The organism is Methylobacterium sp. J-001 (assembly GCF_022829565.1).
Taxonomy (GTDB): Bacteria; Pseudomonadota; Alphaproteobacteria; order Rhizobiales; family Beijerinckiaceae; genus Methylobacterium.
The window spans coordinates 34,899-50,038 of sequence record NZ_JAKSYN010000214.1; the positions used below are offsets into that span (position 1 = coordinate 34,899).

Below are 15,140 nucleotides of genomic sequence, written 5' to 3' on the forward strand. Positions count from 1 at the left end.
CGCTCACGCGGCGGCCGGCGCGCGACGTTTGCGACGGAGGAAGGCCACGGTGCCGGCCGCCAGCGCGAGACCCAGCATCGCGTTGATCTCAGGCGCGGGGGCACCGCCGGAAGCGCCCCCGGAGCTATCGCCGAAACCGGCCTCGAAGGCGAAGAGACCGGCCATGGCTCCGTCGGCCCTGTCCGGGAATGCGGCACCGAGGCCGGCGGCCGTGCGCCCGCCCGCACGCGAGCCGCCGCCCGACCCGCCGACCGTGGAGCCGTTGAGCGCAGACGACGAATCGGCCGTGGCGTAGCCGATGGTTGGGGGCGACAGGAGCCCCGAGAAGGCCGCCCCTCCCCCGAAGCAGGTTACTAAGCCAGCGAATGGATCCCCCCTGAGGAGGGCGTCCAGGCCCGTGCCGATTCTGGGACGGTGCAGACCGAAGGTGGATATGGGCGACGCCGCACCCGTCTGGCGAAACGCGCGCGACGGGCAGACGACATCCCATTTCAGGTCGACAGGCTCTGCATATGCAGGAGTGATCCGACCTGCCAAGCATAGAGCGGCGACAACGGCCGTACGCGACAGGCGCTCCTTCATTGCCCCTCCACCCCGAATTCTGGCGTCACGATACGCGGATCACGGGTATGCGGCCCCATATTGGTCGTCGTTAACTAAGTTCTCTTGAGCATCAATATAAGCGGATATGTCGGGCAATTAATTTAGAGGTCAATGGCGGCTTTCTACTGATACTTGTTTGACCGACCCAATTAACCATTCGCATTTGCTTGTGAACGCTCTCCGCCCGCAAGCCTGAAGCGCCGGCTTCGAGATGCCCAAGACTGACGTTTCGTCCGCTGCCGGGACGCAGGGTCCATTTCCGCGGCGAGCCGAAGGGGTGGGATTTGTGCGCTGCCGCACGGGGCCCGGCCGGCACCGGTAACTTGGCCAGCTCACCGGCGATTCTCTCTTACAGACCGCATGGGTGAGACCGCGTCCGACGCGTCCGCCCGCGGGATGCCGGTTCCAGACAACGGAGCGATACCGGCACCGCCCGAGGAGACCGCTATGAAGATCCTGATCGCCGCGACGCCGCTGACCGGCCACGTCAATCCGATGCTCGCGATCGGCCGCGCCGCCGCCGCCCGGGGCGACGACGTGATCGTGCTCACCGATCCGGCGTTCCAGGCGAAGGTCGAGGCGGCCGGCCTGAACTTTGCGCCCTACGCGGACAACGGCTCCGCCAGCTTCCTCGAGACAACGTTGCCTGCCGGCCCGGAACGGTTCCGCCACGAATTCCAACGGCGGTTCATCGATCCCATGCCGGTCCAGACAGCCGCTCTGAAGGCGCTGATCGCCGCGAACGCGCCGGACGTGATCGTGGCCGGCAGCATGTTCCTCGGCGTGTTGCCGCTGCTCCTCGACACAGCACCGCGGCCACCGATCATCACCGCCAATATCAGCTTCCTGTTCCTTGACCGGCCCGATCATGCTCCGGTCGGTCTCGGCCTGCCGCCCGCCCGCGACCGGACCGAGCTGGCCCGCTACGCCGCCCTGAAGGCCGGCATGGATGCGGCTTTCACCAACCCCGTCCGGGCTTATGCGGATGCCCAGCTTGCCCGCTTGGGCGTGCCCCCCTTGCCGGCCTCGCTGCCGCACTCCGTCGTCGTGCTGCCGGATCTGTTCCTTCAGCCGACCGTACCGGGCTTCGAGTACGATTACGGCCCCCTGCCCCAAAGCGTCCGCTTCATCGGCCTGCTTCAGCCTCCGACGCCGGCTGCGGATCTGCCGGATTGGTGGCCGGAGCTGGAGCGGGCCAACGCGGAGGGCAAGCCCGTGGCTTTGGTTACGCAAGGCACCCTCGCCAACGCGGATTTCGGTGCGCTGGTGGAGCCGACGCTCACCGCCCTCGCCGACCGGGACGACCTCCTTGTTCTGGCCACCACAGGCGGCCGACCGATCGAGGCGCTGCGGGGACCGATCCCCGCCAACACCCGGGTCGCGCGCTTCCTGCCGTTCCGGGAATTGCTGCCGCGGGTCAGCGTTCTCATCACCAATGGCGGCTACGGCAGCGTCTCGCAGGCTCTGGCGAATGGCGTGCCCATCGTGTCGGCGGGCCTCACCGAGGACAAGGCCGAGGTGAATGCCCGTATCGGCTGGTCGGGTGCCGGCATCAACTTGGCCACCAACACGCCGAGTGCCGATGCGCTGCGCATGGCGGTGACGCGGGTGCTCGACGAGCCGAGCTTCCGGCAACAGGCTGCGGCGCTGCGGGACGCCTTCGCAGCGCGGGATGCGATGACCGGCATCCTCGGCGCGATCGACGACCTCGCTCGCACCGGCTCCGTGCTCCGCGGTGGCGCGAGCGCGGCCGTACCGTTGGCGCGATCGGCCTGAAGCCGGCTACCGAGCGGTCGATGCCAAAGATCGCATCGCCGCGACGTCGGACCCTCTGGCGAGGCGGGACCATATGGTCCTGTCTGACGGGCTTGCCTGCCCCGTCCGCTTCAGATGCCGAAACCGCCCTATCGTCGGGCAGCGTGGGCAGACTCCAAACCGATTGCGAAACCGTGAAGCTGAAAATGTTTCCCGTGAAACATTTTCAGATTTGGCTCGACCGCCTTCCTGGGACCAAGCGTCCCTCGAAGGCGGCCTCCCAGTCTGATCAGCGCCGAATGGCCACCGGCCCGTTCATGCCCGGCCAGTCGGAATAGCCGTTGGAGCCGCCGCCGTACCAATAGGGCTTCGGCGCCTCGGCCAGGGGCGCGCCGCTGGCCATGCGATGAACGAGATCGGGATTGGCGATGTAGGGCCGGCCGAAGCTGAACAGGTCGGCCCGCCCCTCGGCCAGTTCCTTCTCGGCGAGATCGAGGGTGATCTGGTTGTTGCCGATATAGGCGCCCTTGAAACGGCGGCGCAGGTCGAGGAAATCGACCCCGTCCGGCACGTCGCGGGTCTGCTGGGTCACGCCCTCGATGGTGTGGACATAGAGCAGACCGAAGCCATTCAGGGCATCGACATAGGCGCCATAGGTGGCGTGCGGATCGGAATCGAGAGGCGTCTCGCCGGGCTGCGTGGTTGCGGGAGACAGACGAATGCCGACCCGAGCACCGCCACCCCAGACTTCGGTGACCGCACGGACCACGTCCAGGGGGAAGCGGAGGCGGTTCTCGATCGAGCCGCCGTAGCGGTCGGTGCGCGTGTTGGTAGAGTCGCGGACGAACTGCTCCAGCAGGTAATTGTTGGCCGAGTGGATCTCGACGCCGTCGAAACCCGCCCGCTTGGCGTTCTCCGCAGCCCGCCGGTAATCGTCGACGATCCCCGGAATCTCGTCGGTTTCGAGCGCCCGGGGCGTCACGTGGGGCTTCATGCCGTCCTGGGTGAAGGCGGTGCCCTCGGGCTTGATCGCGGAGGCCGAGACCGGAAGCCCGCCATTGGGCTGTAGCTCGGGATGCGAGATCCGGCCGGTATGCCAGAGCTGCAGGAAGATCAGCCCGTCATTGGCGTGGATGGTCTTCACGATCCGGGACCAGCTCTCGACCTGCGCGTCGGACCAGATGCCCGGTGTGTAGGCGTAGCCGACGCCTTGGGGTGAGATGTTCGTCGCCTCGGAGATGATCAGGCCGGCATTGGCCCGCTGCCCATAATAATCGGCCGCGAAATCCGGCGGCACGCCCGCGTTGTCGGAGCGGCTACGGGTGAGCGGCGCCATCACCACCCGGTTCTTGAGGGTCAAGTCACCGATGGTGACGGGCTGAAGGATCGGGCTGATCGGCATGAAACCTCGGATACGGCACGCTTGACGGGACGAGCGGCACCGCCTGGGGCCGGCCATCGGAGGGTCGGCATTGCGGCGTGGGCCCGCTTGGGATGGTCAACAACTGGTCGAGGTCCAGCCTCGGTTCCCCGGATGGGCTTCGCCCCGCCGGGACCGTCTCAGGCACGAGGCCGGAGTGCGGAATGCCGCGGGAACCGGAGCATCAGGCATGTCTTGCCTGACAGGCGACGTCGCGAGCGGCTGGGCCCAGCGCATCGCCTCAGCGGAACTTGACCGGGCGGCTGGGCACTTGCCCCTGCGAGGCTGCGTCCTGCGGCTCTGCTCCCCAAGCTTGGAGAATCGACGCGATGAAGGCCCTGTGCTGGCACGGCAAGAACGACATCCGCTGCGACACGGTCCCGGATCCGGTGATCGAGGATGCCCGCGACGTGATCATCAAGGTGACGAGCTGCGCGATCTGCGGCTCGGACCTCCACCTGATGGACGGCCAGATGCCGGCCATGAAATCCGGTGACGTGCTCGGCCACGAGTTCATGGGCGAGGTTGTCGAGGTCGGGCAGGGCTTCACCAAGTTCCGGAAAGGCGACCGGATCGTCGTGCCGTTCAACATCAATTGCGGCGCCTGTCGCCAGTGCAAGCTGGGCAACTGGTCGGTCTGCGAGCGTTCGAACCGCAACGGCGAGATGGCGGCCGCGCAGTTCGGCTACCCGACCGCCGGCCTGTTCGGCTACTCGCACCTCACCGGCGGCTATGCCGGCGGCCAGGCCGAGTACGTGCGCGTCCCCATGGCCGACGTGGCACCCATGAAGGTGCCGGACGGCATGGACGACGAGTCGGTCCTGTTCCTCACCGACATCCTGCCCACCGGCTGGCAGGGCGCCGAGCATTGCGAGATCCAGGGGGGCGAGATCATCGCGATCTGGGGCGCCGGGCCGGTCGGCCTGTTCGCGATCCAGTCGGCCAAGATCATGGGCGCGGGGCGCATCATCGCCATCGACACGGTGCCCGAGCGGCTCGCCCTGGCGAAAAAATCCGGCGCCACCGACATCATCGACTTCATGAACGAGGACGTGTTCGAGCGGATCAAGGAAATCAGCAAGGGCCAGGGCGCCGACGGCGTGATCGACTGCGTCGGCATGGAGGCGAGCGCCGGCCATGGCGGCCTCACCGGCGTGCTCTCGACGCTGCAGGAAAAGCTGACCTCCACCGAGCGGCCCTACGCTCTGGGCGAGGCGATCAAGGCGGTGCGGCCCTGCGGGATCGTCTCGGTGCCGGGCGTCTATGGCGGCCCGGTGCCGGTCAATATGGGCTCCATCGTGCAGAAGGGTCTGACCCTCAAGAGCGGGCAGACCCACGTCAAGCGCTACCTGGAGACGCTGACCAAGCTGATCCAGGAGGGCAAGTTCGACATGACGTCGATGATCACCCACCGCTCGACGAACCTGGCGGATGGCCCGGACCTCTACAAGACCTTCCGGGACAAGGCCGATGGCTGCGTGAAGGTGGTCTTCCACCCGAACTGAGCCCGGCACCACGCGTTCAACGCTGCCGACATGGCCCCGGTCCCCGCGGACCAGGGCTTCGACCATCACTGTATCCCAGGATTGATCCCGTATGACGATGCCGGTTGCCCGTACCCTGCTGCCTGTCCTCCTCTCCACCCTCGCTTGGCCAGCCCTGGCGCAGGAGCCCGTTGCCGCGACGTCGCCGCCGCCCGCCGGATCATCCGCGCTGACCCAAGTCGCGCGCTTCCAGCATCAGGTCACCGGGGTGACGGTCGCGCAGGACGGGCGGATCTTCGTGAACTTCCCGCGCTGGACCGAGGATTCGCCGGTTTCGGTGGCGGAGTTGAAGGATGGCAAGCCGGTCCCTTACCCCGACGTGGAATGGAATAGCTGGCGCAATGCCCGCAAGGACGAGGTCGATCCCAAAACCCACTTCGTCTGCGTGCAGAGCGTCGTGGCCGACCGGCACGGCCGGCTCTGGGTGGTCGATGCCGCCGCGCCCGCCATGGCGGCCGTCGTCAAGGACGGCCCGAAGCTCGTCGCGATCGACCTGAAGACCAACACGGTCGCCAAGACGATCGCGTTCGATCCGTCGGTCGCCCCGCAGGGCTCCTACCTGAACGACGTGCGGATCTCGCCCGACGGCAAGACCGCCTACCTGACCGATTCCGGCGCCGAGGGTGCGCTGGTTGTGGTCGACATCGATTCCGGCAAGGCCAAGCGCCTGCTCGCCGGCGTGCCCGCGACCATGCCGGACACCACCGTCACCGTGACCTATGACGGCAAGCCCCTGCGGCGGCCCGACGGACGCGGCGTCGAGTTCTCGGCCGACGGCATCGCGCTCTCGCCGGACGGCAAAACGCTCTACTGGCAGGCGATCAAGGGCAAGACCCTCTACAGCCTGCCCACCGACGCGCTCAACGGCTGGGTCTCGGCGAGCCTCGTACCGGAGACGCTGGCCGACAAGAGCCTCGCCGGCAAGATCGTTACGGTCGGCGAGAACGGGCCGGCCGACGGGCTGCTCATCGACCGCGACGGCAGCCGTATGTACGTGACCTCACCGCAGGACGATTCGATCAAGGTGCGCACCTTGTCGTCCAAGGATGCCGGCCTGACCACGCTGGTGCAGGACCCACGCCTGCGCTGGCCCGACACCTTCAGCCAGGGCCCGGACGGGACGGTCTACGTCACGACCTCGCACATCCAGGATTCGGCCTTCTACAAGGAGGGTGCACCGATCGCTCTGCCGACCGAGCTGTGGAGCTTCAAGCCGCCGGCGGCCTCGCGCTGAGGCCGAACAGCAAGCGTGGCCTTGGGAGAGTCGGCGGCGCGTGCCGGCCTCCTGAGACCCGATGGGGACGGAGCGCGGCCCCGTCCGACGGGTCGAGCGATTGCCTCATCGGCATGACATTTAATGCCTGGCATCGCTAAGGGCGGAGTTTCTTTTCCGATCTCCATCTGATCTTGTATCAATGCGCTTGATGACATAGTTTTTGTCGATCGAGCAAAACAATACACACCGGCTTCAATTTAAATTTTGGTGCATAGATACGCTCTGACCAGCAGGCGACATTAACGTTGCGTTAGAGACAATAAAGTTATTACGCTTTCGTGGATGCTCGTTCCGACCGCCTCACTCCCGATTCACGGCTCGCGGGACATCACACGAAGACTGGACAGCCGATGGGCATACTGTTCTCGCGGGACCTTCAATCGAAATTGGAGGCGTTGGACCGGTCCCAGGCGGTCATCGAGTTCGCTCTCGACGGTACGATCCTGGCCGCCAACAAGAACTTCCTCGACGCGGTCGGCTACAGCCTGGACGAGATCCGCGGCCAGTCCCACGCGATGCTGGTCCCGCCGGCCTATGGCGCGAGCGAGGCCTACAGCGATTTCTGGTCGGCGCTCCGGCGGGGCGAATTCCAGGCCGGCGAGTTCAAGCGCGTCGGCAAGGAAGGCCGCGAGGTCTGGCTCCAGGCGACCTACAACCCGATCCTGGGCCGCGGCGGCAAGCCGATCAAAGTGGTCAAGTTCGCCAGCGACGTCACCGAGCAGGTGATGCGCACCATCGCGTACGAGGGCCAGATCGCCGCGATCAACCGGTCGCAGGCGGTGATCGAGTTCGCGCTCGACGGCACGATCCTGACCGCGAACGAGAAGTTCCTCACCACCCTGGGGTACCGGCTGGAGGAGGTCCAGGGCCGTCACCACGGCCTGTTCATCGACGCGACCGAGCGCGCCAGCGCGGAGTACCGCCACTTCTGGGACAGCTTGGGCCGCGGCGCGTATCAGGCCGCCGAGTACAGGCGCCTCGCCAAGGACGGGCGCGAGGTGTTCATCCTGGGCAGCTACAACCCGATCTTCGACCGCGACGGGCACCCGATCAAGATCGTCAAGTTCGCAACCGACGTCACCGAAGCGGTGCTGGAACGCCAGCGGCGGGCCGCGTTGCAGAGCGCCCTCGCGCGCGACCTGGACGCGATCGCGGACGCCGCCTCCAGCGTCTCGCATCAGGCTGGACAGGCGGTCCAATCGTCGACGCATGTCACCGGTGATATTCACACGGTGGCCTCGGGTGCCGAGGAACTGGCCGCCTCGGTCGCCGAGATCAGCGCGCAGGTGGTGCACGCCTCCGAGATGTCCGGGCAGGCCGTGGGCCAGGCCCGGGAGACGCACCGGATCATCGCCGGCCTCAGCGCCTCGGCCGCGCAGATCGGCGAGGTCGTCGCGCTGATCCAGAGCATCGCGGCCCAGACCAACCTGCTGGCACTCAACGCCACCATCGAGGCCGCGCGTGCCGGCGAGGCGGGACGGGGCTTCGCCGTGGTCGCCGCCGAGGTCAAGGAACTGGCCAACCAGACCGCCCGGGCCACCGAGCAGATCAGCACGCAGATCACCGGGAGCCAGGAGGCGACCCGGGACGCCGTCGAGGCGATCGGCTCGATCCAGGGTACGATCGTGAAGCTGAACGAGGTCGCGACCGCGATCTCGAGCGCCGTCGAAGAGCAAACCGCCGTCACGCGGGAGATGTCGGCCAGCATGCAGACGGCCGCCCAGGGGGTCGGCGCGATCAGCACCAATCTCGGGCTCATTGCCCGGTCCGCCGAACAGGCGGACGTCGCCACCCAGCAGTTACGCGCCGCCGCCCAGAGCGTCGCCTGAACGCGCGGCCGGCCCGGATCGCCCCGTCATCCGCCGGCGTTGCCGGTGGGCTCCCGCATCCCGGACGATCCGACACCCCATGTGCAACCTCTACAGCCTGCGCACCGGCCCGGCGGCGCTGCGCCGCGCTTTCGGGACCGTCCGCGACCGCACCGGAAACCTGCCGGTGCTGCCGGCGATCTTCCCCGACCAGATGGCACCGGTGGTCTGGAACGGGGCGGAGGGCCGGGAACTCGCTCTGATGCGCTGGGGCATCCCGGGCCCGAAGGCGTTCGGCGAGCATCCCGTCACCAACGTGCGCAACGCCGCGAGCCCGCATTGGCGCCCCTGGCTCGGTCCGGCCCATCGCTGCCTCGTGCCGGTGACCGCGTTCAGCGAGTACGCCGACACGAAGCCGCGCAAGACGCCCGTGTGGTTCGCGCTCGATGAGGACCGGCCGCTCTTCGCCTTCGCGGGCATCTGGCGGCCCTGGACCGGCGTGCGCGGGACCAAGCGCGAGAACCCGGACCGGGTGGCGGAGGAGCACCGCCTGTTCTCGTTCCTGACCACGGAGGCGAACGGGATCGTCGGCCCGGTCCATCCGAAGGCGATGCCGGTGCTGCTGACCAAGCCGGAGGAATGGGCGGCCTGGCTGGAGGCGCCGACCCCGGAGGCGCTCACGCTGCAGCGCCCGCTGCCCGATTCGGCGATGCGGGAGGTGGCCCGGGGCGCGCGCTCGGATGGCGCCGAGCCGGATGCCGAACCCCAGACGTAAGGCCGGTTCGGGCCTTACTGGATCGAACCGCCGTCCCGCGCCTGCAGCAGCCGCAAGGCCTCGGCCAGCAACGCGTGAAGGTCCGCCGCCCCTTGCGCGCTGAGGGGCAGCCCGACCCGCTGGCCATGGATCGTATCGAGGACGATCATGGCGAGATCCTCGCCGATCAGAAGGCTGGGCTTCGGTAGACAGAGCGGCAGGACGAAATCGCCCGCCGTCTCGCCGAGGGCATCGACCGCGTCGCCGGGGCGAAAGGGCTTGGTCTTCTCGTTCATCGCGGGCTGTCCTCGCGGGCATGTCCGTCTGATGAATGGAAGGCTACGATATCGGATGCCCGCCGGCCAGCCTCGGGTGCCGGCCGCCGCAATCCGCGACGATGATCGAGCCGGGCTCCGCACTCACTCCGGCATGCGCCGCGTCCGGACCGTCAGCGTATCGATCTCCAGGGATCCCACCGTCAGGGACGCCACCTCCAGCGCCCCGACCCGGGCACGACCGACCGAAAGGCGGCCGATCGCGAAGGCGCCGAGCGCCACCGCCCCGAAAGCCGCGGCCCCGATCGCCAGGGCTCCCAGCGCGGATGCCCCGAATGCACCGGCTCCGACGGCTCCCGCTCCGAGCGCGGCCGTGTGGCGGGACGGAGCAGGTCCAGCTTCGACCGGGCGGCGTATCCTCTCCTCGGGCATCCCAGATCCTCTCGCCGCAAGACCTCGGATATCGCCCTCCCTTCGAAGCGCGGCAAGGCTGGGCGCGGAGCCCCGAAGACGGATCAGAGCCTTCAGTAGAGCCGCGTCCGATAGGAGTCCGCGATCCGGGCTTCGGCCTCCGGTACGTCGGACGCGGCGGTCTGCTCGGCCAGGATGCGCCCGAGGCTGGGAAAGGTGTCGCGCGCGACGTGGCGCGCCGGATCCCAGAGCTGCGCGCGCATCAGCGCCTTGCCGCAATGGAAGAACGCCTCCCGCACCCGCACGATCAGCCCGATCGTCGGCACCGTGCCCTGGGCGCGCATCGGTTCGAGCAGCGCGCGATCCCGCGTCACCGCGGCGGTGCCGTTCACTCGCAGAGTCCCGTCGATGCCGGGCACGAAGAAGATCACCCCGATGCCAGGGCACTCGAGGATATTGCGAAAACTGTCGATGCGGTTGTTGCCGCGCCGGTCGGGGATCACCAGGGTGCGGGCATCGGGAACGGCCACGACGCCGGGCGCGTCGCCGCGGGGGCTGGCATCGGCCTGGCCATCCGCGTCGGCGCTCGCCAGCACCAGAAACGGCGCGAGCGCGATGAACCGGCGGGCGTAAGCGTCGATGTGGTCGAGCACCTTGCGGGCGGCGAAGGGGCCGACGGCACCGAACTGCGCCTGCAGCTCAGCCGCGTCGTGGATCGTCGAGGGACCTCCGATATCTGCGTCCATGAGGTCCTCGCGGCAGCCGTTCCGGTTTCGCGCGGCGGGCGCTCAGCCGTCAAGACACAGCATCGTCCCGGCGGACGGGCCGAGGCTTTCGGAACGGGCCAGCGATCAGGGCCAGACCCGGATCGCCACGGGGCGGCGCAGCAGGTCCCGGTCGGAGGTGATGGTGCAGCCCTCGACGCGCAGGCTGGCGTAGGTCAGCAGCGCCCCATCGCCGACATCGTCGAAGTTGCGCCCCTTCGCCCCCGGATCGAGGAGCGACGGGTAGGCGATCAGCGGTGCGGTCGCGGCGCAGGGATCGTCATACAGGGTCGCGCCTGCGAGGAGCAGGCGGGGCGTGTCCCAGGCGATCAGGTCGCGTGAGCTCGTCCAGTAGAAACCGGATTCGGCGAAGCCGTCACCGGCCTTGGCCATGAACACCGCGATCCAGGCACCGGTGGCGCGGTGCCGGACGACAGCCCCGACCGGACCGGGGAACGGTCCCACCGGCCGGCAGGTGGCAGGCCGCTGGATGGTGGTGCGGTAAGGGTCCGGGAAGCCGGCGGTGAAGCCGATGCCGGTCCAGGCCCGCCACCGGGCCGGGTCGGCGGGGTCGTCGCTGCGGAACAGGCAGACACCTGCCTCCTGGTCGCTGCCGGGCCGGTCCCAGCCCGTGGTCGAGGCCAGGAAATAGCGCCAGCGCCCGTCCGCCACGATGTTCGACGGGTTGAAGAAGCCGCGATGCCGGCCCTGGTCGACCTCCTGCCGGAACGGCGCGCCGGCCACCACGACGGGCGGATTCTGGTGCAGGAAACTGCGCCCGCCATCTGCGGAAGCCGCGGCCGTGATCGTGTTGTACCAGCACGCCATGTAGGAACCGGCCGGGCAGCGGCCGGGATGCTCGTTGGCCTGGTACTCGTGGTGCAGCAGCGCGGCGACGCGCTTGCCGTCCTCGGTCCAGGTGGCGGTGATCCAGGACCGGTCGTCATAGGCCGCCGGATCGGCCTTTTCGCCGGAATCGAGCACGATCGTGCAGTCGAGCTTGAGGTGGTCGAGATCCGGCCCGCGCAGGGCGCGATTGCGATAATGCATGCCGAACAGGGCCACAGCCCCGGTTGCATTCCGGAACGCCCGGGTCGGCGCGTCCGGGACATCGGCGCCGTCGCAGGCATCGCGCCCGGCCTTGAAGACGATTGATGGCGGCCCGACCAGGGTCAGGGCCGAGAGGGGCGGCTCGGCTGCGGCCCGGGCCGGCGGGGGGATGAGGAGGAGCGGTAGGAGGGCGGCTGCGAGTGGGGCGAAACGCTGCCGGATCCCTCCCCCCTCTGCGGGGGAGGGTGGCCCCCGAAGGAGGTCGGGAGAGGGGCAGCGCGACGCCGGAGGATGTGGCACGCGACGCGACCTCTCCGGAAGCGTCGCTCCCCTCTCCCGACCCGGCCTGACGGCCGGCCCGCCCTCCCCCACAGAGGGGGGAGGGAGAAGTGGCGGCGCATCGCACGTCGCACCAGCCATCCTGTACGCCAAGCCCATGGACGAAATCCGGGTGCGTCCCGGCTACGCCTGGACAAAGCACGCCAGATTCGCTTGAGAACCGTTACAGAGTACTTGCTGCCTGGCCGTCGCCCGAAAGTCCTTCATGCTCCTTCTGATCCTCGGGCTCGTGCTGTTCCTCGGCACGCATGCCTTCTCGATGGTCCGCTCTCAGCGCGCCACGGTCGTCGGCCAGATCGGCGAAGGCCGGTACAAGCTCGGCTACACGGCCCTGTCGCTGCTCGGACTCGTGCTGATCGGGGTCGGCTTCCACGATTACCGGCTCAGTGGCTACATCCCGGTCTGGGATCCGCCGGTCTGGACGCGCCACCTCGCCCTGACGCTCGTCTGGCTCGCCTTCGTGTGTCTCGCCGCCGCCTACCTGCCGGGCCATATCCGGGCCAAGGCCAAGCATCCGATGCTGCTCGCCGTGAAGATCTGGGCGACCGCCCACCTCCTGGCCAACGGCGATCTCGGCTCGATCCTGTTGTTCGGCGGCTTCCTGGCCTGGGCGGTGGCGGCGCGGATCAGCGCCAAGCGTCGGGCGCTGGCGCCCGGAGCGGTGGTCGCCCAGCATGGCGGCGCCGTCGCGGCCCCGCATGGCTGGCGCAACGACATCCTGGCTTTGGTGATCGGGACGGCGGTCTGGTTCGTCTTCGCCCGATACCTGCATTACCCGCTCATTGGCGTTTCGGTCTGGCCCGGAACCGCCTGAGAGCCACCGCCGTCCCACGCCCGCTGTCGCCAACCCGGCGCCCGTGTGTTAGGCGCGGGGCTCGATAGCTGTGCAAGGTGGCCCGCCGATTGGCGCGGGCCGGGATATGATGGCCGAGAACAACGAGTTCATCCGCGAAGTCGACGAGGACTATCGCCGCGACCGGATCCTTCAGATCTGGAAGCGCTACAGCGGCGTGATCATCGCCCTGGCCGTGCTGCTGGTGGTGGGCGTCGCCGGCTGGCGGTACTGGCAGAACCAGCAGCGCGTGGCCGCCGAGGCCGCATCGGTGCAGTTCGACGAGGCCAACCGCCTCGCGCGCGACGGCAAGGTTGCGGAGGCCGACAAGGTCTTCGACGCGCTGGAAGTCCAGGGCCCGGCCGGTTACCGCCTGCTCGCCCGGTTCCGCTCGGCGGCCGAGACCAGCAAGCGCGACCCGGAGGCGGGCGCGAAGGAATTCGACACGCTCGCCGGCGACACCAGCCTCGGCGACGGCCTGCGCGATCTGGCGCGCCTGCGCGCCGCTCTGCTGCGCCTCGACAGTGCGAACCCGGATCCGGCGCTGGCCAACCTTCAGGGGCTCGCCGCCGGTACGCCGTTCCGGCACACCGCCCGCGAAATGCTGGGTCTCGCGGCCTTGAAGAAGGGCGATTTCGAGGAGGCCGGCCGCTGGTTCGACCAGCTGGTCGCCGATCCCGAGACACCCCGGAACCTGCGTGAGCGGATCGAGGTCTACGCGGCGCTCGTAGCGGGCGGCCCGGTCACCGTGACCGAGGCCAAGCCCGAGGTTGCCGCCCCGCCCCCGCCGATCACGCGCTGATTTTTTTCTTCGACCATTTCGAGACAGACCATGGATATGCCGACCGTCGCGATCGTCGGGAGGCCGAACGTCGGCAAGTCGACCCTGTTCAACCGCCTCGTGGGCAAGAAGCTCGCGCTCGTGGACGACCGGCCCGGCGTGACCCGCGATCGGCGCGAGGGCGATGTCGCGTTCGGCGGCCTCCACTTCCGGGTGATCGACACCGCCGGGCTCGAGGAATCGGACGCCGCGACCCTTATGGGCCGGATGCGGATGCAGACGGAGGCGGCCATTCTCGCCGCCGACGTGGTGCTGTTCGTGATCGACGCCCGCGCCGGCGTGCTGCCGGCCGACCAGCCCTTCGCCGAGCTGGTGCGCCGGGCCGGCTGCCCGGTCATCCTGATCGCCAACAAGGCCGAGGGCGGCACCGGGCTCGCCGGGGCCTACGAGGCCTTCACCCTCGGTCTCGGCGACCCGATCCCGTTCTCGGCCGAGCACGGCGAGGGCCTCGGCGAGCTGCACGAGGCGCTCAAGGGCGTCCTGCCCAAGCCCGATCCGGAGGACGACGAGGACGAGGACGCCCCCGGCGGCCGCTCCCTGAAGGTCGCGATCGTGGGCCGCCCGAATGCCGGCAAGTCGACGCTGATCAATCGCATGCTCGGCGAGGATCGGCTGCTCGTCGGCCCCGAGGCCGGCATCACCCGCGATTCGATCTCCTTGGATTGGGAGTGGCGGGGCCGGAAGATCAAGCTCCACGACACGGCCGGGATGCGCCGCCGCGCCCGGATCGACGACAAATTGGAAAAACTCGCGGTCTCGGATGGGTTGCGCGCCGTGCGCTTCGCCGAGGTGGTGGTGGTGCTGCTCGACGCCACGATCCCGTTCGAGAAGCAGGACCTGACCATCATCGACTTGGTCGAGAGCGAGGGCCGGGCCGTGGTGATCGGCCTGAACAAGTGGGATCTCGTCGCCGACCAGCCGGGCCTGCTCAAGGAGCTGCGCGAGGATTGCACCCGCCTGTTGCCGCAGGTGCGCGGCGTCGCGGTGGTGCCGCTCTCGGGGCTCGCCGGCGAGGGCCTCGACAAGCTCATGCAGGCGGTGGTGCAGGCCTCCGAAGTCTGGGACAAGCGGATCTCGACCTCGCGCATCAACGACTGGCTGAGCGAGGCGACCTCCCGCAACCCGCCCCCGGCGGTGTCGGGCCGGCGGATCAAGATCCGCTACGCCACCCAGGTGAAGAGCCGGCCGCCGCATTTCGCGCTGTTCGGCAACCAGCTCAACGCCCTGCCGAAATCCTACACCCGCTACCTGGTGAACGGCCTGCGCGAGGCGTTCGAGCTGCCCGGCACGCCGATCCGGCTGAGCCTGCGGACTTCGCAGAACCCGTTCGACAAGGGCTGAGGCGTTTCCAACCGAAAGCTCGCACCGTCATTGCGAGCGCAGCGAAGCAACCCAGGACAGCGCGCGATCCTGGGATGTGGCGCATTTCTGGGTCGCTTCGCTGCGCTCGCGATGACGACGTGATAGG

Annotated in this window: 14 protein-coding genes; 8 read left to right on the forward strand and 6 right to left on the reverse strand. The window is 68.5% G+C overall.

The annotated features are described in order from the left end of the window. Positions 1-3: 3 nt before the first annotated feature. The gene (locus tag MKK65_RS28540) at positions 4-582 is read right to left on the reverse strand and encodes a hypothetical protein (protein ID WP_243961541.1); all 579 of its coding nucleotides are present in this window, start codon (positions 580-582) and stop codon (positions 4-6) included. A gap of 468 nt (positions 583-1,050) precedes the next feature. Between MKK65_RS28540 and MKK65_RS28545 the strand changes: the two genes are divergently transcribed. Then, positions 1,051-2,379 carry a nucleotide disphospho-sugar-binding domain-containing protein gene (locus tag MKK65_RS28545; protein ID WP_243961542.1) on the forward strand — a complete coding sequence of 443 codons (1,329 nt, stop codon included), beginning with the start codon at positions 1,051-1,053 and terminating at the stop codon, positions 2,377-2,379. A 268-nt stretch (positions 2,380-2,647) separates the two neighbouring features. Here MKK65_RS28545 and MKK65_RS28550 read toward each other — a convergent pair whose 3' ends face one another. Beyond that, a complete protein-coding gene (locus MKK65_RS28550) occupies positions 2,648-3,760 on the reverse strand; it encodes an alkene reductase (RefSeq protein ID WP_243961544.1) in 1,113 nt (370 codons plus the stop codon). Positions 3,761-4,107: 347 nt separating this feature from the next. Here MKK65_RS28550 and MKK65_RS28555 point away from each other — a divergent pair, with 347 nt between their 5' ends. The 4 genes from MKK65_RS28555 (at position 4,108) to MKK65_RS28570 (ending at position 9,181) form a co-directional block, all read left to right on the forward strand. Further along, positions 4,108-5,283 carry a zinc-dependent alcohol dehydrogenase gene (locus MKK65_RS28555; RefSeq protein WP_243961546.1) on the forward strand — a complete coding sequence of 392 codons (1,176 nt, stop codon included), beginning with the start codon at positions 4,108-4,110 and terminating at the stop codon, positions 5,281-5,283. Between the two features lie 91 nt (positions 5,284-5,374). Continuing rightward, positions 5,375-6,556, forward strand: coding sequence for an SMP-30/gluconolactonase/LRE family protein (locus MKK65_RS28560; RefSeq protein ID WP_243961547.1), 1,182 nt, complete (start codon positions 5,375-5,377; stop codon positions 6,554-6,556). Between the two features lie 392 nt (positions 6,557-6,948). Further along, positions 6,949-8,427 carry a PAS domain S-box protein gene (locus MKK65_RS28565; RefSeq protein ID WP_243961548.1) on the forward strand — a complete coding sequence of 493 codons (1,479 nt, stop codon included), beginning with the start codon at positions 6,949-6,951 and terminating at the stop codon, positions 8,425-8,427. A gap of 79 nt (positions 8,428-8,506) precedes the next feature. Further along, a complete protein-coding gene (locus tag MKK65_RS28570; RefSeq protein ID WP_243961549.1) occupies positions 8,507-9,181 on the forward strand; it encodes an SOS response-associated peptidase in 675 nt (224 codons plus the stop codon). A 14-nt stretch (positions 9,182-9,195) separates the two neighbouring features. Here the strand turns inward: MKK65_RS28570 and MKK65_RS28575 are convergent, their stop codons facing one another. The 4 genes from MKK65_RS28575 to MKK65_RS28590 form a co-directional block, all read right to left on the reverse strand. Further along, positions 9,196-9,456, reverse strand: coding sequence for a hypothetical protein (locus tag MKK65_RS28575; RefSeq protein ID WP_243961550.1), 261 nt, complete (start codon positions 9,454-9,456; stop codon positions 9,196-9,198). A gap of 123 nt (positions 9,457-9,579) precedes the next feature. Then, positions 9,580-9,867, reverse strand: a complete 288-nt coding sequence (locus MKK65_RS28580) for a hypothetical protein (protein WP_243961551.1) — start codon at positions 9,865-9,867, stop codon at positions 9,580-9,582. A gap of 92 nt (positions 9,868-9,959) precedes the next feature. Beyond that, a complete protein-coding gene (locus tag MKK65_RS28585) occupies positions 9,960-10,592 on the reverse strand; it encodes a pyridoxamine 5'-phosphate oxidase family protein (RefSeq protein ID WP_243961552.1) in 633 nt (210 codons plus the stop codon). Between the two features lie 105 nt (positions 10,593-10,697). Then, entirely contained in the window at positions 10,698-11,882 is a 1,185-nt protein-coding gene (locus MKK65_RS28590) for a hypothetical protein (RefSeq protein WP_409565512.1), read from the reverse strand. 322 nt (positions 11,883-12,204) lie between these two features. On the opposite strand from MKK65_RS28590, the gene MKK65_RS28595 reads away from it, so the two are divergent. The 3 genes from MKK65_RS28595 (at position 12,205) to der (ending at position 15,013) form a co-directional block, all read left to right on the forward strand. Then, on the forward strand, positions 12,205-12,813 hold the full coding sequence (locus MKK65_RS28595) for an NnrU family protein (protein WP_058191876.1): 609 nt from the start codon (positions 12,205-12,207) through the stop codon (positions 12,811-12,813). Between the two features lie 109 nt (positions 12,814-12,922). After that, a complete protein-coding gene (locus tag MKK65_RS28600; RefSeq protein WP_243961555.1) occupies positions 12,923-13,633 on the forward strand; it encodes a tetratricopeptide repeat protein in 711 nt (236 codons plus the stop codon). 30 nt (positions 13,634-13,663) lie between these two features. Next, the gene (gene der / locus MKK65_RS28605) at positions 13,664-15,013 is read left to right on the forward strand and encodes a ribosome biogenesis GTPase Der (RefSeq protein WP_243961557.1); all 1,350 of its coding nucleotides are present in this window, start codon (positions 13,664-13,666) and stop codon (positions 15,011-15,013) included. Positions 15,014-15,140 lie beyond the last annotated feature (127 nt).